This window comes from Owariibacterium komagatae, from assembly GCF_045865535.1.
In the GTDB taxonomy this organism is placed as follows: Bacteria; Bacillota; Clostridia; order Oscillospirales; family Ruminococcaceae; genus Ruthenibacterium; species Ruthenibacterium komagatae.
This window is the reverse complement of the sequence record NZ_AP031406.1, coordinates 1,629,287-1,646,807: the sequence shown is the minus strand read 5'-3', so window position 1 is coordinate 1,646,807 and position 17,521 is coordinate 1,629,287. Positions and strand designations below refer to the sequence as shown.

The following is a 17,521-nucleotide window of genomic DNA, read 5'->3' as shown; positions in this document are numbered from 1 at the left end:
TGACCGGCTCTTTTTATTCTTTTTGAAGCAGCCGCCGGTAGGTGCTTTCGATGGCCACCGACCCCAGGGGCGCGGTGATGAGAATGGCCAGCACCGCCACGGCCAGTACCGTCTGCCCGCAGGCCAGCCCCATGGCCAGCGGCACCGAGCCGATGGCCGCCTGCACCGTGGCTTTGGGCGTGTAGGCCAGCATGCAGAACAGCCGTTCGCGGCCGGTCAGCCGGGTGCCCAGGGTGCACACCAGCACCCCCACCATGCGGAAGCACAGAGCCCCGAAAATCAGCCCCACGGCCGCAAGACCGGTCTCGGCCGCAGCGCCCACATCCACTGCCGCGCCCACCAGCACGAACAGCAGCAGCTCCGCCGCCACCCAAAGCTTGGCGTATTTCTGCGACAGACGCGCCGCCACCTGGCCCCGGCGGTACTGCAGGGCAATGCCCATGGCCATCACCGCCAGCAGACCGGAAAAGCCCACCGGCCCGGGCAGGGCGTCTTCCAGCGTCACCAGCAGAAAAGACGTGCTCAGCAGCAGCACCACTTTGGCGCTGTCCCGCATGTGGACCCGCCGGAACAGTTCCGCCAGCACCCAGCCGCAGGCGACGCCGCCCGCCACCCCCAGCACAATGGAGGTGGGGATCTTGGCAAAGTCCAGCGCCGCCACGCCCTCGCCGGCCGCCAGTCCCGTGAAGGACGTGAACAGAACGATCACGAAGACGTCATCCACCGATGCGCCCGCCAAAATCATCTGGGGAATGCTCTGCCGGGTGCCGTAGCCCTCGTCCATCAGCTTGAGCATTTTGGGCACCACCACCGCCGGCGACACCGCCGCGATGACCGCCCCCAGCACCGCGGCCTCGGTCAGGCTCAGACCCAGCAGGCGGGGCGCCAGCACCAAAGCGCCCAGAATTTCAAAGCTGGCGGGCACAAAGCACAGCAGCACCGCGGGCCGTCCCACTTTTTTCAGGTCCGCCAGGTCCAGGTTCAGCCCCGCCCGGGTCAGAATGATGATGAGAGCGATCCGCCGCAGGTCGGCCGAGACCGCCAGAATGGACCCGTCCAGCAGGTTCAGCACAGAGGGGCCCAGCAGAATGCCCGTCAGCAGCATGCCCAGCAGCGCGGGCAGCTTCAGCTTTTGAAACAGGCTGCCCAGCCCCATGCCGCACAGAAAAATCAGCGCCAGAGAAAATAACATACGGTTCCTCCTTTTGCAGGGAACAAAAAAAGCCAATGCCCCCTGCGATTCCAAGATCACAGAAGTCATCAGCTTTGAAAAGCGGTTTTGGCCGATTGCCAGGGGAGAACTTCATTCCCTTTCAGCAGTATGCCACAGCCGCGGCAAATTTGCAAGAAAAACTTTTCGGTTCGGGCACTAGTCCGCAAAATAGGGCACGAACAGATGCAGGTCCGCCGCCTTCACCACGCCTTCGCAGTACACGCCCTCCGGCCGGTACTCCTCGGTCAGCATGGTGCCCTGGGCGCGGATGTGCCCCGCCAGCGCCAGCTTGTCGTAGGGCAGCAGCACCGCCACCCGGCGCACCCGGTCCGCCAGCACCTGGTCCAGCCGGGCCAGCAGGGCGTCCATCCCGTAGCCGGTGGCCGCGCTGGTGCAGATGGCACTGGTGTCAAAGGGCGTGGCGCCCGGCGCCCGGTCGCACTTGTTGTACACCGTCAGCTGGGGAATGTCCCCGCAGTCCAGCGAGTCCAGCACCTGGTCCGTCACCGTCAGCTGCTGGGATGCCTCGGGGTCGGACAAGTCGCACACCTTTACAATTACGTCCGCATAGGCGGCTTCTTCCAGCGTGCTCTTGAAGGCCTCCACCAGCCCGTGGGGCAGGCGGCTCACAAAACCCACCGTGTCCACCGCCACCACCGTCAGGCCCGAGGGCAGGGTCAGCCGCCGGGCCGTGGGGTCCAGCGTGGCAAACAGCATGTCCTGGGCGGGCACATCGGCCCCGCACAGCCGGTTCAGCAGGCTGGACTTGCCCACGTTGGTGTAGCCCACCAGCGCCACCACCGGCACGCCGCTTTTCCGGCGGCTTTTGCGGGTCTGTTCCCGGCGGCGCTCCATCTCTTCCAGCCGCTGGCTCAGCGCTTCGATGCGCCGGCGCACATGGCGACGGTCGTACTCCAGCTTGCTTTCGCCCGCACCGCGGCGCGCGCCGCCGCCGCCCGCACCGCCGCCACCCTGACGGGACAGGCTCTCGCCCAGCCCGGCCAGCCGCGGCAGCCGGTAGCGCAGCGTGGCCAGCTCGGTCTGCAGCTTGCCCTCGTTGGTCACCGCGCGGTTTTTAAAAATTTCCAGAATCAGCATGGTCCGGTCCATCACCGGCACTTCCAGAATCTGCTCCAGATTGCGGATCTGGCTTCCCGACAGCTCTGCGTCGAAAATGGCGCACTCCGCGCCCAGGTTCATGCACAGCAGCCGCCCTTCGGCCAGCCGTCCTTCGCCCAGATAGGTGGCGCTCTCCGGCACATCCCGCTTTTGCACCAGCCGGGCCACCGCCACCATGTGGTTGGCCTGGGCCAGCGCCGCCAGTTCATCCATGCTTTTGTCCATGTCGTACGCGCCCAGGTCCAGCCCGAACAGCACAACGTTCATCATTCCATTTTCTGTCATAATTTGCTCAAATATTCCTCTTTGTATAAAATGTATGATCGGCAGGGAAGCGGCGTTCCGTCAAACTTGTGGCACATCACGTCGTGGGTGTAGTGAAAGCCCACCTTTTCCATCACCCGGCCGCTGGCCGGGTTGGCGGCGGCGTGGCAGCAGCCCAGCCGGTCAACGCCGTGGTCTGCAAACAGGTGGCGCACCACCGCGTCCAGCGCCTCGGTCATGTATCCTTTTCCCCAGAAGTCCCGGCCCAGGCAGTAGCCCGGCTCCCACAGGGCGGGGTCGTCCTCGGCGGGCACCACGCCGATGGAGCCCATCAGCTGCCCGTCGCAGCCGCGCACAATGGCCCATTGGTGCGCCTGCCGGTCGGCGGCCCATTGCCGGGCCAGCGCCAGGCTCTCCGCCTGGTCTTTGTGGGGCGTCCAGCGCAGAAACCGGGTCACCTGCGGGTCGCTGGCCCACACCCGGAACATTTCCGCCCCGTCCTCGGGCACAAAGGGCCGCAGCACCAGCCGGGGCGTAGAAAGCACATCGGTCATGAGGCCGCCTCCTTGCAAAGTTTTTCCCATTATACGGCGAAACACCGGTTTGCGTCAAACCTTTTGATTTCTCGCGCGAGCTATGGTATACTATATATCTATATGCAGGATGAAAAATGGGGGAAAAAGGATGCGAATCGTGGTAAAGGTGGGCACATCCACGCTGGCCCATGGAACCGGGCGGCTGAACATCCGCCGTGTGGAACTTTTGTGCAAGACGCTGGCCGATCTGCAGAACGCGGGCCATCAGGTGGTGCTGGTTTCCTCGGGCGCCATCGGCATGGGCGTGGGCAAGCTGCTTTTGCAAAGCCGTCCCGCGGACATCGCCACCAAGCAGGCGGCGGCCGCCGTCGGTCAGTGCGAACTGATGTACACCTATGACAAGCTGTTCACCGATTACAACCACACCGTGGCGCAGATCCTTCTGACCGCCGAGGACGTGAACGACCCCGAGCGCCGCCACAACATCGAGCGCACGCTGGAGCGCCTGCTGGAGCTGGGCGCCATCCCCATCATCAACGAGAACGACACCGTCAGCACCGCCGAGATCAAGGTGGGCGACAACGATACCCTGTCCGCCATTGTGGCCGTCAGCGTGCAGGCGGACCTGCTGATTCTTCTGTCCGACATCAACGGCCTGTACACCGCCGATCCCCACACCCATCCGGACGCCAAGCTCATCAGCGTGGTGGAACACATCACGCCGGAGATGGAGGCAGCCGCCGGGGGCGCGGGCAGCCGGCAGGGCACCGGCGGCATGATCACCAAGCTGGGCGCGGCCAAAATGGCCACTTCCCACGGGGTGCCCATGATCATCGCCAACGGCGAGGACCCCACCCGCCTGTACGACATTGTGGACGGCGTCACCGTGGGCACGTTGTTTCTTGCAAAGGAGATGTGAACCATGACCACTCAGGAACTGCTGCAGGGCGCGAAAGCCGCGAAGAGTGCGGCGGCCGCCCTGTCCACCCAAGAGAAAAACCGCCTTCTGCTGGCCATGGCGGACAGCCTTGTGCAGCATCAGGCAGACATCCTGGCCGCCAACGATCAGGACGTGGAGGCCGCCCGGGCCACCATCGCCCCGGTGATGATCGACCGGCTGCGCCTGACAGGCGACCGCGTGGCCGCCATGGCCCAGGGCCTGCGTGCCGTGGCCGACCTGCCGGACCCGGTGGGCGACGTGCTCAGTGAGATCACCCGGCCCAACGGCCTGGTCATCCGCAAGGTGCGGGTGCCCATGGGCGTCATCGCCATCATTTACGAAAGCCGGCCCAATGTCACCGCCGACGCAGCGGCCCTTGCCCTGAAAAGCGGCAATGTGTGCGTTCTGCGGGGCGGCAAAGAGGCCATCCATTCCAACACCGCCATCGTGGCCGCCCTGCGCGCGGCGCTGCGGGAAAACGGCGCGCCGGAAACACTGGTCAACCTGGTGGAGGACACCACCCGCGCCAGCGCGACGCAGCTGATGGAGGCCCGCGGCCTGGTGGACCTGCTGATCCCCCGGGGCGGCGCAGGCCTGATCCGCGCCTGCGTGGAGAACGCCAAAGTGCCCTGCATCGAGACAGGCACCGGCATCTGCCATGTGTATGTGGACCGTGCGGCCGACCTGGACAAGGCCGTGGCCATCGTGTACAACGCCAAGACCAGCCGTCCCTCGGTGTGCAACGCCGAAGAGGTGTGCCTGGTGCACCGGGACGTGGCGCCCGTGTTCCTGCCGCGTCTGAAACAGGCGCTGGACGAAAAGCATGTGGAGCTTCGCCTGTGCCCGGAAGCGGCGGCCATCATCCCCGGCACGCCCGCGGGCGAGCGGGACTTTGACACCGAGTTTCTGGACTACATTCTGGCCGTCAAAGTGGTGGGCAGCGTGGAGGAGGCGGTGGCGCACATCGCCGCGCATTCCACCGGCCACAGCGAGGCCATCGTCACGCAGGACCGCGCCGCTGCCGACGCCTTCTGCGCCGGGGTGGATTCGGCCGCGGTGTACGTCAATGCCTCCACCCGCTTCACCGACGGCGGCGAGTTCGGCCTTGGCTGCGAAATGGGCATTTCCACCCAGAAGCTGGGCGCCCGCGGCCCCATGGGCCTGTGTGAGCTGACCAGCTACAAATACATCATTGAGGGCGACGGCCAGGTGCGCTGAGCCCGGAAGGAGAAACATTATGGCAACACAACCTGAAGGCAAAGAGCTGAGCGCGCTGCGCCGGCGCCGCCGTCTGCGGCAGCTGCTGGGCGCGGTGGTCTGCGTTCTGGTGGTCATCGGCCTGTTCAGTGTGGTGTCCGGCGGCATTCAGCTGGGCGCGGCGCTGTTTGACGACACCGAGGAGAAAGAGGCCTACGAGCTGCGGCTGCGCAACCTGGTGGCCCTGGACCCCACCCCCTTCGACAGCCTGGACGAAGCCAACAAGAACACACTGCTCAACGCGCTGATCTGGAGCTGCATCGGCGATTCCAGCAGCTATGAACACGACGAGACGGGCGCCATGTACCTGCCCACCATCGACATCGACAAGGCCGCCGCCGAACTGTACGGCCCGGACTTCAAGTTCACCTACGAGACCTTTGAGGACCACGGCATGACCTTTGAGTATGTGGCCGAAAAGCAGGCCTATCTGCTGCCGGTCACCAGCGCGGTCAACGACTATTTCCCCAAGGTGGAGCGCATCAAGCGCGAGGGCGATACCAAGCGCGTCACGGTGGGATATCTGTCTCCCTTCAGCGCGGGCGGCGAGTTCAGCTCCAATATGGACATCACCCCCACCAAGTATCAGGACTATATTTTCACCAAAATCGACGGTGAATATTATCTGTCGGCCATCGTGGCCAGCGAGATGAAGCCGGAAACTGCTTCCAGCTCTTCCGTCGCGGCGGAATCTGTGGTGACCGCGCCGCAGGAAGTCATGGACGATCTGGCCAACAGCCTGCCCACCGATTCCTCGGTGGCCCAGAGCCAGCTGCCCGAAGACCCTGTGGAATGACCCCATGGCCCCGCATGGATTCCATGCGGGGCTTTTTCTGTGCTGTTTTAAGAAAATCGTAAGTTTTTCCCTGCCCTCAGCGTAAAAAAGATGAGGTATCCTGAAACCATCGGAAGGAGCGGTGCATCATGAAACAGGCGACCATTCTGGTCGTGGACGACGACCGGGAGATTGTGGGGGCCATTGCCAAATTGCTGGAGCTGGACGGCCATCGGGTCCTGCGGGCCTACGACGGGCTGGAGGCGCTGGAGATCCTGCACGAGCAGACCGTGCATCTCATCATCCTGGATGTGATGATGCCCCGGATGGACGGCCTGTCCGCCACCATGCAGGTCCGGCGCGAGAAAAACGTGCCCATTCTGCTGCTCAGCGCCAAAACCGAGGACGCGGACAAAATTGCCGGCTTGTCCATCGGTGCCGACGACTACATGACAAAACCCTACAATCCCATGGAACTGGCCGCCCGGGTCAAGGCACTTCTGCGCCGTTACATGACGCTGGGCACGGTGGCGGGCGCCCCCGCCCGGCCGGGCGTGATCCAGCTGGGCGGCCTCGCCCTGGACACCCAGGCCAAAATTCTGGAGGTGGACGGCGAACCGGTGCGCCTGACCGCCACCGAATACCGCATTGTTCAGTTTCTTATGGAAAATCCGGGTCACGTGTTCAGCGCGTCGGAAATTTACGAGCACGTCTGGAACGAGCCGGGCTTCGGCGTGGAAAATACGGTCATGGTGCACATCCGCCGCATCCGGGAAAAGATCGAGATCGATCCCAAAAATCCAAATTATTTGAAGGTGATGTGGGGCCTTGGTTACAAGATGGAAAAAATTTAGCCGCAGCTCGGTTTTGAAGTTTCTGGCCTTTGTGCTCACGGCGCTGGTGGCGCTGGCGGGTCTGGGCATGACCGTCCGGCGCATCGATCTGAGTGACGTGTATACGACCCAGCCGCAGTTTACCGATTCCACCCGGTACGTCAATGTGGTGGCGTCGGCACTCAACGACTGTGCTGTGGTAACCCAGGAGGGGCGTGTGTACGGCGAGATCCATTACGAGTATCTGATCCGCGCCGGAGAGGATGTCTGGACCAACAGCGACCGGGACCTGGAACAGATTGCCCGGGCCGGGGGCGACTGGGTCTATCGTTATACGGAGAATGAACTCATCGTTCCGGACGGCACCTCCGAGGAGACGCGGCAGATGTGGTACGGAATAAGCAGCTGGAGCAATGCCGACGAGCTCATCCTTGTGATGGACGAAGACTATATGCAGCAGATGGAAGAGGAATACAACCGGGATTATGCCTTTGTTCAGCAGTGGCAGCAAAGCTTCTGGTTTGTGATGGCCGCCATCGGCCTTCTGGTGGTGTACCTGCTGGCCGTGGCAGGCCACACCGGGCAGGACAACGAACTGCACCTGCTGTTTGTGGACCGCTGGCCCACCGAGATCCTGCTGGGGGTCGAGGCCATCCTGGCTGTGCTGCTGATGATGGCGCTGCTGGTCACGTCCGACAGCCTGCGCGGCGATCAGGCGTACGCGTTGATGGCCATTGATTTGGCCATCGGCCTGGTGGGACTGGCGCTGCTGCTGAGCCTGGCCCGCAAGGCCAAAGCGGGCCGTCTGTGGGCCGACAGCATCCTGCACCACATCTGCCGGGGCATCGCCTGGCTGTGCCGGGGCGAAACCTGGCGTGTTTCCGGCCGGGTGGGCCGTCAGGCGGTCAGCCGCATTCTGTGGACGGGAATGTCCTGCATGACGCTGTGCGTCCTTCTGTGTCTGTTTTTGTATGTGTTCTTTGGGGCCCGCCTGTTGATTTTGGCCACGGCCCTGCTGCTGGGCATGGTGTGCGTGGCGGGTATGCTGTATCTGCTGGTCATGCAGGCGCGGGACGGCCGTGCGCTGGATGCGCTCACCGATCAGGTGGAGGCCGCGGCGTCGGGGCAGGAGACTCGCCCCACGCTGCCTGAGGAGAGCCCTCTGCATAAAACCTCTCTTCAAATTGCCCGCCTGGACGAGGGCGTTAAGCAAAGCCTGGCCAGTGCCCTGAAAAGCGAGCGCATGAAAGTGGAGCTCATCACCAATGTGTCTCATGACCTGAAAACGCCCCTCACCAGCATCATCGGCTATCTGGATCTGCTGGAAAAGCAGGACCTGCCTGCCGAGGCCGCGGATTATGTGAAGATCCTGCGCAGAAAATCCGAGCGGCTGAGCCATACGGTCAATGACCTGTTCACCCTGTCCAAAGCCACCAGCGGCGAAGAAACCGTGATTCTGGAGCCGCTGGACCTGGTCATGGCCGTGCATCAGACGCTGGCGGATATGGGCGACGCGGTGGAAAAAGCGGGCATTCCCGTGCGTCCCACGCTGCCGGAAAGCGCCTGGGTTTTTGCCGAGAACCGGCGGCTGTACCGGGTGCTGCAGAACATTCTGGACAATGCCCTGCGCTATTCGCTGCAGGGGACCCGCATTTATCTGGAAGTGGAATCCCGCCCCGATCAGGTGTGCCTGTCGCTGACCAATACCGCGGGCTATGAGATGGATTTTACCGAAGAGGAGATCCTTCAGCGGTTTGTCCGGGGGGATAAATCGCGCACCACCGAGGGCAGCGGTTTGGGCCTGTCCATTGCCGAAAGCTTTATGAACAGCTTCGGCGGCCGGCTGAAGGTTTCCATCCGGGGCGATGCCTTTACGGTGACGCTTTCCTTCGCTGCAGCCCCCGCAAACCCGCCCGATCTGCAGGAGAAAAACGCGTAAAGCAAAAGGAGCCGCTTTGCAGCGGCTCCTTTTGCATAGAGGGGTGGGAAAGTATAAATAAATTTAGGTGAAATCTTTATTGCAGTTATCATTTTACCGAATTTGCTTATTTTGTCAAACCAATACCCCTGAAAATGCTTTATTTTGTTGTTTACAAACCAGGTTTGGGATAATATAATAAAGAAAAGGGGAAAGGTTTTCAGTTAATTCTTATTTAAAAAATTGAACGGTGATTTGAACTTAAAAACATTAGAAAGTTGTATGCGAGGGAAAATCAATGGATGAGTTGGACCGCAAAATTTTGCGTTTGCTGGAAGAGGACGGCCGCATGACCGTGAAGAACATCGCTCAGCGGGTGGCGCTCACCAGCCCGGCTGTCAGCGAGCGCATTCGCCGTATGGAAGCAGGGGGCGTCATCGAAGGCTATACGGTGGTGTTGGGCGAAAAGCCGGACAAAAACGCTATTGACGCGCTCATCAGCATTTCCGTGTCCCCGTCAGACCGGGACCGCTTTTTAAACATGGCGGAGATGCAGGAAGGGGTGCAGCAGTGCTTCCATGTCACGGGGGCGCACAGCTTCATCGTGAAGGTGCATTGCTCGGGCATTGCGGCGCTGGAGCATCTCATCAACCGGTTTCAGAAGCTGGGGCAGACCAGCAGCCAGATCATTCTCTCCACGCCGGTGGATAAGCGTACACGGGTGTAAGCGTTTTTTATTGTTTGTGACGGTTGTCTTTGGCAAAGAAGGAGCTGTCAGGCGGCTGTTCGCTGCGTGCGCCCACCACAATGCAGGCGTAGGCCACCAGCGTTGCAGCAGCGGCAAGAATGCCAAGGACAAGAAAGAGAAAAGTGAGATCCATGAAAAAACTCCTGTTTGTGCGGTTAAAAAACGGCTTTTATTTAGTGTATGCTTCAGAGATGAAAAAACCATGTAGAAAAAATAGATTTCACAAAAATTTCGGTATTGACACAAGCCCCAGAATATGATAAGATAATTTAGCACCCAAGAAGAGGGTGCAAGAGATCGCGGAGTGGAGCAGTCCGGTAGCTCGTCGGGCTCATAACCCGAAGGTCGTAGGTTCAAATCCTGCCTCCGCAACCATATTGAATGGGAGTCAAGTTCTGAACGATCCGGTGAGATCGGACGAAACTTGACTCCCGTTTTGTATTGTCATATCAGGGTTTTCCGGCATTTGGCCTCCTGCGACACAAATATTCAAACTTTCTCATTTTTGATCATAAACAGCTTCAAGCCCCCTTATTTGAACCAGCTTCTGCAACAGTTTCAGCCTGTATTTTTTTCATTAAAGGCGTTCTCCGCTTCATCCGGTGTTTTGTACTGGTTGGCGCGATGAGGACGCCTTTTATTGTAGAACTTCATATATTCGGAAACCCTTTTCTTGAATTCGTTTTCAGACCGGTAGGAGCTTCGGTACAGTTCTTCTTGCTTCAGGGAGGAGAAGAAAGACTCCATCACGCCGTTGTCATAAGGTGTGCCCCCTTTGGAGAAGGATTGAGTCACATGGTAATCGCGCAGAAGAGTTCGGAAGGCCTGGGAGGTATACTGGCATCCCCGGTCAGAGTGGAAGATCAGATCTTTGCCGGGCTTCCTTTGCTCAAAGGCCTGCTTGAAGGTGGCAGTCACCAACTGGGTGCTTGCCCGGGGAGAGATTTTGTAGGCAATCACCTTTCTGGCATACAGATCCAGGATGGCGCAGATGTGGTATTTCTTGCCGCACACTGCAAACTGGGTGCAGTCTCCCACCCATGCCGTGTTGGGCGCACTGACGTTGAATTGGCGGTTTAGAACATTGGGATTTCCCTGAAGCTTCACCCATTTTTTGTAATCTGCCTTAGCAGTGGTGCGGAAGCTGGAAAGTCCCAGATCATGCATGATGTCGAGGACGGTCTTTTTGCTGGTTTTGTATCCCTGGGTTTGCAGTACGGCAAGAATTTTATCGGATCCGAACAACCCGTGGCTTTCCTCAAAAACCTCTTTGACAGCCGCAGAAAGGTCTTTCCTTCGCTGAGTACGAAGGGAAGGTTCTTGTTTGCTTTTCATGTGATTGTAGAAAGTCCCGCGGTTGACTTCCAGGGCATCGCAGAGGACCCGGATGGGATACTGATCCAGAAGTCTTTCCAACTCAGAGAGCTTTACCGAAACCGGATCGGAAGCCGTACAATTAACCGCTTTCAGAATTTGACAGATCTGCTCCGTCCGCTGCTGCTTTTTTCGCAGGTCGCTGAGGGCTCTTTGGGTGGGAATTAAATCCGGTGACAGGTTTTTGTATTGTTTTAGCCATCGGTAAATAGTGCAGCGGGCCACTTGATTTTCTTTGCTGATTTCTGTTACGGGCTTGCCATCATAGTATTCGGCACAGCACTTCTGGACCAGTTCGATAGGATGTTCATTTGTTTTCATAAGTGTTTCCTCCTTGTGCTGATTGATGGAAAGGGACGAGCAACTGGTGTTCTGCCTATCGACAGACGAATTCTTTGCTTTTTTCATACAAATGCTCCTTTCTGAAACATAACAACAAAAAACCGCCTTGAAAAATCAAGACGGTTCATACGACATAGTATATTGACTTTGGGTGGTGACAAAGGGATAAGCTGGACCACTTTTGGTTTCATTCGAATCCTCCCTTAAATAAGGGAATCTTATGCTTCTTTTCTAATTCTAGAATACCATTATATAAAGGAAAAATCAACCTAACCTTGCGGTGGCATTTAGCTGAACATGTATAGTGAAACATAATAGCCTTGTGAGATGAGACCAATAAGTATTTGACAAGATTCCGGGTTGGCATCTTGACCAAATTATTGCGATGAAATATACTAAAAATAGGTTGCTATAGAGTCAGCAATTGAACCATATTATATGCAACCAATAAAGAATACGGGTAACAATATTCTTTAAACTGTTGCATACTTTTTAATACAGCCTCTGATTGTTGTATGAAAGGTGGCAGCAGTAATATGCATTATTTTCCCCAAATACTATTTAAAGTCAACAATAAGTATTTTTCAATTGAATGGAATAGTAAGGAGAGCGTTAGAATGGCGACAGTTATCAATTATCAATTGTCTATGTTTGGGAAGTTTTCTATTAGCCCCACTCCTGAAACGATTTCTACACTTATGCCGAAAATCAATGAAAGAACCAAACAAGTATTTCTTCCAAATCTAATTTCAAGTCAGCAGATAGAAATTCCAAGCAATCGTGTTACGGCAATTTCTAATCTTGGATTTGTTACACAAGATCAGAAATACAATATCAGTATTCTGAATGAGAGAATTGATGTCACATACAATAAACCTAGTGATGTTGATGTCTCTATGGATGATTTTTATGAACTTGCAATTGAAGCATTTACTGCACTTTTCGACAATTCAAATGCTGTATCTAATAGGTTAGCACTTAATATTCAAGAAGTCTGCGAAATGGAAAGCTTTGATAAAATGAAAAGTAAGGGCAAGGAACTTCTAAAAGCCGCTGCATTTTACGAGGGAAAGCCACTTGCTGAATGGTCTATGCGAACGAATTCGCAAGAAAATATTCAGTTAAATGAAGCTGATGAACTTGTGAATTATATTACTGAAGTTACTTCTGCGCAAGATATGACGGGGCAAAAAGCAGCAGTGCTTTTTCATATTGATATCAATACAGTGCCGAAAAATGCAAATATACGCTTTGATGTAAGTGCGTTGAAACAGTTTGTCCAGACTGTAACACCAGTAGCGCAAAGAATAGCGAATGATGTTGAAAGGCTGATTAGTGGTGATTAATCTTAGTTTAAATCTTCAAGGATCGGAATTGATGGAAGATACTGTTCCCCGAAGACAGCCAAGCAGTTCTTCTGAAAATAGCTTTTTTATTATTATTGATAACCCCAAGTATGGAGAAGTAAATCCGCAGAGCTCAAATAGCAGAGAAAATGTGTCCACCAATACGCTAGGTACAAACAATTTTTCAACTCAACGCATTCCACTTTGGCTAGAGAATAAGTTGTTGGATTTTATTGCATTGACCGATGAAGAAAAAAGACGGAAGCTCATCAATGATGCGGTATCAAAATTGATGCCATATTTAGAGTTATACAATTATGACGAGGAAAGTGAAAATTATATATGGTCAGTTGTAGATAATATTGCTTCAAAGTCAATTTCTATTTTAGGTGCTGCATTTCAAGAGATTGTTATTAGACGTAATGATTGCGTTAATATTTTGTGCGCTATAGCTAAATGCTTGTGCAGTTTTGAATTACAGCAGACTGCTGAGTGGGGCCCCATGATTCTTTTATCTCTTTTTAGCCATAAAAGTGATACTGTAAAAGAATATGCAGTTTTTCTTCTGGAGAATTGGCAGGATAAAAGTCTACTACCAATACTTAAAAATTTAGACTGTAGAGCTGCTTGGCTAAGAGCCTATATTGATAGCGTAGTTTTCGAAATAGAGGGATAGTATGTACTATGTTAGAAAGCTTTCCAAGCCATCCAGTCTATTTAAGTTGAGGGATACGGACAATTTTCGAAATATTCAGGCTGACTTTTTAGGACAAGACCTACGGACATCGAGCAATACTTTATCGGTTTGGCGCAGTGAGTCATTAGATAAAAAGGATATTGATAAAGCTATTAATGCTGCCTTATTAGTGTCTTCCCAAGTTAATGCTTCTCAATTTCTAATTATAGATTCAGATGCTTTAGAATGGGCAGGTATTCGGACAGACGATACGGAGCCAGGTATAACAGCATATTCGGGATTAGAAGGACTACATACAAATCTGTGTGACTTAACGTACGAAAAAATCGGTAATCTTTTACAGGTCTATTGTAAAGTTTGTGAAGATAGCCAACGCACGCCAAAAATCGACAAGGAACGATTTAAGCAAATAATTATTATGGCCAATAACGAGAATTGTTTGAACGTAGGAGTGCTCCAAGAACATATGCAAAAGGAAATCCAGAAAGTCCTTAACTCTGCAGAGTAAGGAAGTATGTGACGGGATTTAAATTGCTGTTTTCAGGTTTGCTGATTTGAAAGAAAAATACGATGCATAACCTTGTGGTTTCTGGAAAACTTTTTTTGGTCACTGCAGATTTTTACGTAAGGTCCGTTCGCATTGAATTGTGAAAATTTCCGGGCCAAAATCATCCGATTTCCCAAAATATCTTTTTTGGAACGACACGCCACTTAAAAACAGCGATGAATCGAAGGATTCATCGCTGCTTTTCTTTTTGCAAAATGTGCCTTTTCTATCTCTTTTACCCCAGTTTTACCCCTAAATGGCACCTTATCAAAATACCGACTCAATCGATCGGCCACTTGTAGTTACCCTTGAGCGCTTCAATTGCTTTTTCGGGCACGTCTGAAATGGAACCACGTTCCAGCACCTGAATTTTATCGATAACAGTCTGCGCCGGAGAACTGTACAAAAAATAGCCGTCATATGTAATTCGAATCAAATCACCGGTATGGATCGTAACATCCTGAAACACTTTTTCTGTCTTTGGATTTAGCTGTACCGGCATATCACTCTCATCCGCAATCAAAATCGTGGAATTGCTGACGATTGCTCTTCCGGTCAAGGTAGGCTTTCTGTTAACAATAGCAGTCGCTGCCGCAACAGCAACTGCAAGGACAACTACAGATACAAAAACAGCAAATTTTTTCTTCATCATTCTCTCCTATCCAGAAACAATAAAATGATACGAGATGAGTTAAGTATTCACATCAGCCCATCGTAAAGAGAAAAATCCAACCTTTTTGAAAGGACAGACGGACAGCTGCTTTCAAAAAGTATTTTGAAACACGTTTGAAAATGGGGGTAAAACGCGAAATTTTTATCTACTTTTTCATTTTTATTGTCCGTCTGTCCTTGGAGTTTGATGGAAATAAATTGCATTACTATAAAAAGTATTTTTACCGTTTTTGCAAAAGCAATTTGGTGAGTGCGCCGTCTCAGCGATAGATTTACGCCATAATCGGTTTTCTCGCTTCAATATAGAGGTCGATATCTTCAACGATATAGTTCGCTCCTGTGGTATGAAGCGCCTCAAAACAGGAGTACACATACTCCCACACCCGATAACGGGTGAAAAGATCGGCCACCTGTTTCCCCGTCAGGTTCTTTGCGGTTTTATAGGTTTCCACACAATAAATGAGAAAATCGCCCTGCCTGCTCATCATTACGCCTCCTCCGGCATTTGAAAATCTCCTGTCGTTCTTTCTTCGTCAAACATATTGAACAGAGTAAGAGGACTGAAATGCCACAGCTTCGTATCCTCCTGCTCCAACAGGGAATAAACTTTCGATTCGTAAAACTCTTTTGATGCTGTCATTTCATCCAACGGATAGTTTTCACAAATCAGATTGATAACCTGCGGAACAAGCAGAGTCAAAATTGCTTCAAATTTTTTATCCGCCATCAAAATTCCTCCTCTGGTACTGTGCCAACAAAGCGCAGATAGGCCAGTTCCTTTTCCGAAGTCAATACCAACTGATTATACAGCTTCTTGATTTTAAGCTGATCCAATGTCTGCTCTTTCGTCAGCACTCCAGCAGTATAGAGTGTGAATGTCCTGTACACATCATCATTGGCCACCGGCCCAAAGATGAAATCATAGGATTTTCCCTCATAATTACCGGAACGGTTGTCGGATACAAAATCCAGCCACGCTTCATTCGGTTCAGCAAAGCGAAGAATCGAACATTCTGAAAAAGCAACAGCCTCGTCGATTTCGTAGATGCTTACTGCCTTTTGACCGGATCTCCGCCGCTTTGTGACTTTATCGGCAAAGCTGACTGCCTGGATTTTGTTCGTTGTTGTATAAAAGCCAAAACCAAAATCCAGAAAGCGGTTTTGCTGAATGAGTTTAGGCTGATCCACAATCACATTGCTGCCATGATATAAAATCATATATGCCCCTCCAATGCTTGCTCTGCAATCGCACGTTCTTCCTGCAAAGATCGAATCATCGTTTCGATATGTCTGCGTTTTTCCACCTGTTTTCGAACATCCTCCGCATCCTTTTGGGGGATGTATCGAGAGATCACCTTTTTCCCATCACGGTATTTCAAATAGAAGTAGGTGGATTGTCCGGCTTTCTTTTCGGAAATCGTTCCTTTGGGGAGTTTTTTCAGTTCTTCTTGGTATTTCTCCAGCATCCGATCGACGCGTTCTTTTTCCTTCAGAATGGTGGTTATCATTAAATTCAATCTCATCACCCGTTTTCATTATACACAACAATTAAGCTATTATCAACACAACGTTGTGCATTTACTGTTCTTGCTCTCTCTGCAAACAAATTTCAATGCTTCTCGAGTTTCACACATCGCGCAGGCCTTCCGCCATATTTCCCCAATTCTACATATAAAAAATTAACGCGCCGAATTTCTTCGGCGCGTTATTCTTTTGCAATATTGCGAGCAGTAAACGGAAGATAAATCAGCTTTCCTTCCGGCTTTTGTGTAGCCGGCTGCGGGTACAGTTCCTGCATCAGCATCATACTTTCCCGCTTGTGGTCATCCAGCAGATGGGCGTATGTATCCAATGTAAATCCGACGTTGGCATGGCCCAGAATCTTGGAGAGTGCTTTGACGTCCATTCCCTGCTCAATTGCCCTCGTGGCAAAGGTATGGCGAAGCGCGTGAAACGTGAAGTGAGGAAGCCCGGCCGCTTTCAAGATCCGGATATAGTGATCCCGGAATGTGCGCGGCTCGATCGGCTTGCCGAACTCGTTCGTCACTACATATCCCGTGTTTTCATAGGCGCTTTGTGCCAGCTGTGCGTCGGCTTCCTGCGTCTTGCGCCAGTCTGCCAAATCCGATATAATGGCATCAAAAAGCGGGATCGAACGTCTGCCGTTCTTTGTCTTTGGCGAACCGACGAACAGCTGCGTTTTGCTTTCTCCGTCTACTGTGGGCAGACGATTCAGCGTAGAACGCACGAACAGAATACGGTTGGTAAAATCGATATCATCCCAGCGGAGACCGACGATTTCCCCGATTCGCATGCCGGTCGATAACGCCAAACGAATGAAAACACCATAGCGGTGACGGCAGCTCTCCTGCATCAGCTTTACTTGCTGTTCTCGTGTCAGAACGGAGATTTCCGCTGCTTCCTTGCGCGGAAGATCGACTGCATCGCAGGGATTGGACGGAATCATTTGCTCCTTCACCGCCTGCTGTAAGGCTCGATGAAGGCAAGCATGCAGGTTGGAAATGGTTTTTGGTGCCAAGCGATCTTCCTGAAGTTTACGAAGGTAGAACCGTTGAAGATCTGCCGGAACGAGCTTGTCCAGCGGTACAGCACCCAAAGCGGGGACAAGATGTTTGCGCACATACCCTTCGTACGAAACATAAGTACTGTGCCGCACACTCGGGCGAGCGTAGAGTTCCAGCCAATGCGGCAGCCATTCTCCCAGCGTCAGGGAAGTGGGCGCCGCAGCGTCGCCGCTGTATTGCAGCTGCAGCTCGCTGCGTATTTTCAATGCCTGTTCGCGTGTTTTCGCATATCGGGAGATTCGTTGTTTCTTACCCGTCGCCGGATCGGGCTTCGAAGTAATCCGCACCTCATAAAGACCGTCTTTTCGCTGACGAATCGTACCTTCGCCATTCAGTCTGCGCGCCACGGCGCCCA

20 protein-coding genes, 1 tRNA gene and 1 riboswitch are annotated in these 17,521 nt (G+C 53.5%); of the genes, 10 read left to right on the top strand and 11 right to left on the bottom strand.

The genetic code is table 11. The annotated features are described in order from the left end of the window. Positions 1-13: 13 nt before the first annotated feature. The 3 genes from ACKTS9_RS08110 to ACKTS9_RS08100 all read right to left on the bottom strand — a co-directional run bounded on the left by ACKTS9_RS08110 (position 14) and on the right by ACKTS9_RS08100 (position 3,150). Positions 14-1,192, bottom strand: coding sequence for a cation:proton antiporter (locus tag ACKTS9_RS08110; protein ID WP_407880059.1), 1,179 nt, complete (start codon positions 1,190-1,192; stop codon positions 14-16). A 52-nt stretch (positions 1,193-1,244) separates the two neighbouring features. After that, positions 1,245-1,320: riboswitch (Fluoride riboswitch) on the bottom strand. Positions 1,321-1,369: 49 nt separating this feature from the next. Then, positions 1,370-2,617 carry a GTPase HflX gene (gene hflX, locus ACKTS9_RS08105; protein WP_407880058.1) on the bottom strand — a complete coding sequence of 416 codons (1,248 nt, stop codon included), beginning with the start codon at positions 2,615-2,617 and terminating at the stop codon, positions 1,370-1,372. Then, a complete protein-coding gene (locus tag ACKTS9_RS08100; RefSeq protein ID WP_407880056.1) occupies positions 2,614-3,150 on the bottom strand; it encodes a GNAT family N-acetyltransferase in 537 nt (178 codons plus the stop codon). The genes hflX and ACKTS9_RS08100 overlap by 4 nt, the downstream gene beginning before the upstream one ends. Before the next feature lie 130 nt (positions 3,151-3,280). On the opposite strand from ACKTS9_RS08100, the gene proB reads away from it, so the two are divergent. From proB to ACKTS9_RS08070, 6 genes are all read left to right on the top strand, one after another. Next, positions 3,281-4,051 carry a glutamate 5-kinase gene (gene proB, locus ACKTS9_RS08095; RefSeq protein ID WP_349217118.1) on the top strand — a complete coding sequence of 257 codons (771 nt, stop codon included), beginning with the start codon at positions 3,281-3,283 and terminating at the stop codon, positions 4,049-4,051. Between the two features lie 3 nt (positions 4,052-4,054). Beyond that, entirely contained in the window at positions 4,055-5,290 is a 1,236-nt protein-coding gene (locus ACKTS9_RS08090) for a glutamate-5-semialdehyde dehydrogenase (RefSeq protein ID WP_349217021.1), read from the top strand. A 19-nt stretch (positions 5,291-5,309) separates the two neighbouring features. After that, the gene (locus ACKTS9_RS08085) at positions 5,310-6,125 is read left to right on the top strand and encodes a hypothetical protein (protein ID WP_349217022.1); all 816 of its coding nucleotides are present in this window, start codon (positions 5,310-5,312) and stop codon (positions 6,123-6,125) included. Between the two features lie 128 nt (positions 6,126-6,253). Continuing rightward, positions 6,254-6,958 (top strand): response regulator transcription factor, encoded by a 705-nt coding sequence (locus tag ACKTS9_RS08080; protein ID WP_407880053.1) that lies wholly within the window; start codon positions 6,254-6,256, stop codon positions 6,956-6,958. Continuing rightward, the gene (locus ACKTS9_RS08075; protein WP_407880051.1) at positions 6,933-8,876 is read left to right on the top strand and encodes a sensor histidine kinase; all 1,944 of its coding nucleotides are present in this window, start codon (positions 6,933-6,935) and stop codon (positions 8,874-8,876) included. The genes ACKTS9_RS08080 and ACKTS9_RS08075 overlap by 26 nt, the downstream gene beginning before the upstream one ends. Positions 8,877-9,153: 277 nt before the next feature. Further along, positions 9,154-9,582 (top strand): Lrp/AsnC family transcriptional regulator, encoded by a 429-nt coding sequence (locus tag ACKTS9_RS08070; protein ID WP_349217025.1) that lies wholly within the window; start codon positions 9,154-9,156, stop codon positions 9,580-9,582. A 7-nt stretch (positions 9,583-9,589) separates the two neighbouring features. On the opposite strand, the gene ACKTS9_RS08065 is transcribed toward ACKTS9_RS08070, so the two are convergent. Continuing rightward, on the bottom strand, positions 9,590-9,736 hold the full coding sequence (locus tag ACKTS9_RS08065; RefSeq protein ID WP_349217026.1) for a hypothetical protein: 147 nt from the start codon (positions 9,734-9,736) through the stop codon (positions 9,590-9,592). A gap of 165 nt (positions 9,737-9,901) precedes the next feature. Between ACKTS9_RS08065 and ACKTS9_RS08060 the strand changes: the two genes are divergently transcribed. Next, positions 9,902-9,978: transfer RNA gene (locus ACKTS9_RS08060), tRNA-Met, on the top strand. 183 nt (positions 9,979-10,161) lie between these two features. On the opposite strand, the gene ACKTS9_RS08055 is transcribed toward ACKTS9_RS08060, so the two are convergent. Beyond that, on the bottom strand, positions 10,162-11,298 hold the full coding sequence (locus tag ACKTS9_RS08055; protein WP_349217027.1) for an IS3 family transposase: 1,137 nt from the start codon (positions 11,296-11,298) through the stop codon (positions 10,162-10,164). Positions 11,299-11,936: 638 nt separating this feature from the next. Between ACKTS9_RS08055 and ACKTS9_RS08050 the strand changes: the two genes are divergently transcribed. Genes ACKTS9_RS08050 through ACKTS9_RS08040 form a run of 3 tightly spaced genes read left to right on the top strand, consistent with a single transcriptional unit; the run spans position 11,937 to position 13,870 of the window. Continuing rightward, on the top strand, positions 11,937-12,665 hold the full coding sequence (locus ACKTS9_RS08050; protein WP_349217028.1) for a hypothetical protein: 729 nt from the start codon (positions 11,937-11,939) through the stop codon (positions 12,663-12,665). A gap of 31 nt (positions 12,666-12,696) precedes the next feature. Continuing rightward, entirely contained in the window at positions 12,697-13,341 is a 645-nt protein-coding gene (locus tag ACKTS9_RS08045) for a hypothetical protein (RefSeq protein ID WP_407880048.1), read from the top strand. A gap of 1 nt (position 13,342) precedes the next feature. Continuing rightward, positions 13,343-13,870: a hypothetical protein gene (locus ACKTS9_RS08040; protein ID WP_407880046.1), complete on the top strand. Its 528-nt coding sequence runs from the start codon at positions 13,343-13,345 to the stop codon at positions 13,868-13,870. 319 nt (positions 13,871-14,189) lie between these two features. Here ACKTS9_RS08040 and ACKTS9_RS08035 read toward each other — a convergent pair whose 3' ends face one another. From ACKTS9_RS08035 to ACKTS9_RS08010, 6 genes are all read right to left on the bottom strand, one after another. Next, positions 14,190-14,561 carry a hypothetical protein gene (locus tag ACKTS9_RS08035; RefSeq protein ID WP_349217031.1) on the bottom strand — a complete coding sequence of 124 codons (372 nt, stop codon included), beginning with the start codon at positions 14,559-14,561 and terminating at the stop codon, positions 14,190-14,192. A gap of 292 nt (positions 14,562-14,853) precedes the next feature. Then, positions 14,854-15,069 (bottom strand): DUF3791 domain-containing protein, encoded by a 216-nt coding sequence (locus tag ACKTS9_RS08030; protein WP_349217032.1) that lies wholly within the window; start codon positions 15,067-15,069, stop codon positions 14,854-14,856. Further along, complete coding sequence (locus ACKTS9_RS08025) at positions 15,069-15,308, bottom strand: hypothetical protein (RefSeq protein ID WP_349217033.1); 240 nt, start codon at positions 15,306-15,308, stop codon at positions 15,069-15,071. The genes ACKTS9_RS08030 and ACKTS9_RS08025 overlap by 1 nt, the downstream gene beginning before the upstream one ends. Beyond that, positions 15,308-15,799, bottom strand: a complete 492-nt coding sequence (locus ACKTS9_RS08020; protein WP_349217034.1) for a DUF3990 domain-containing protein — start codon at positions 15,797-15,799, stop codon at positions 15,308-15,310. The genes ACKTS9_RS08025 and ACKTS9_RS08020 overlap by 1 nt, the downstream gene beginning before the upstream one ends. Then, positions 15,796-16,104, bottom strand: a complete 309-nt coding sequence (locus ACKTS9_RS08015) for a hypothetical protein (RefSeq protein ID WP_349217035.1) — start codon at positions 16,102-16,104, stop codon at positions 15,796-15,798. The genes ACKTS9_RS08020 and ACKTS9_RS08015 overlap by 4 nt, the downstream gene beginning before the upstream one ends. Before the next feature lie 182 nt (positions 16,105-16,286). After that, complete coding sequence (locus tag ACKTS9_RS08010; protein WP_407880042.1) at positions 16,287-17,513, bottom strand: tyrosine-type recombinase/integrase; 1,227 nt, start codon at positions 17,511-17,513, stop codon at positions 16,287-16,289. Positions 17,514-17,521: the final 8 nt, after the last annotated feature.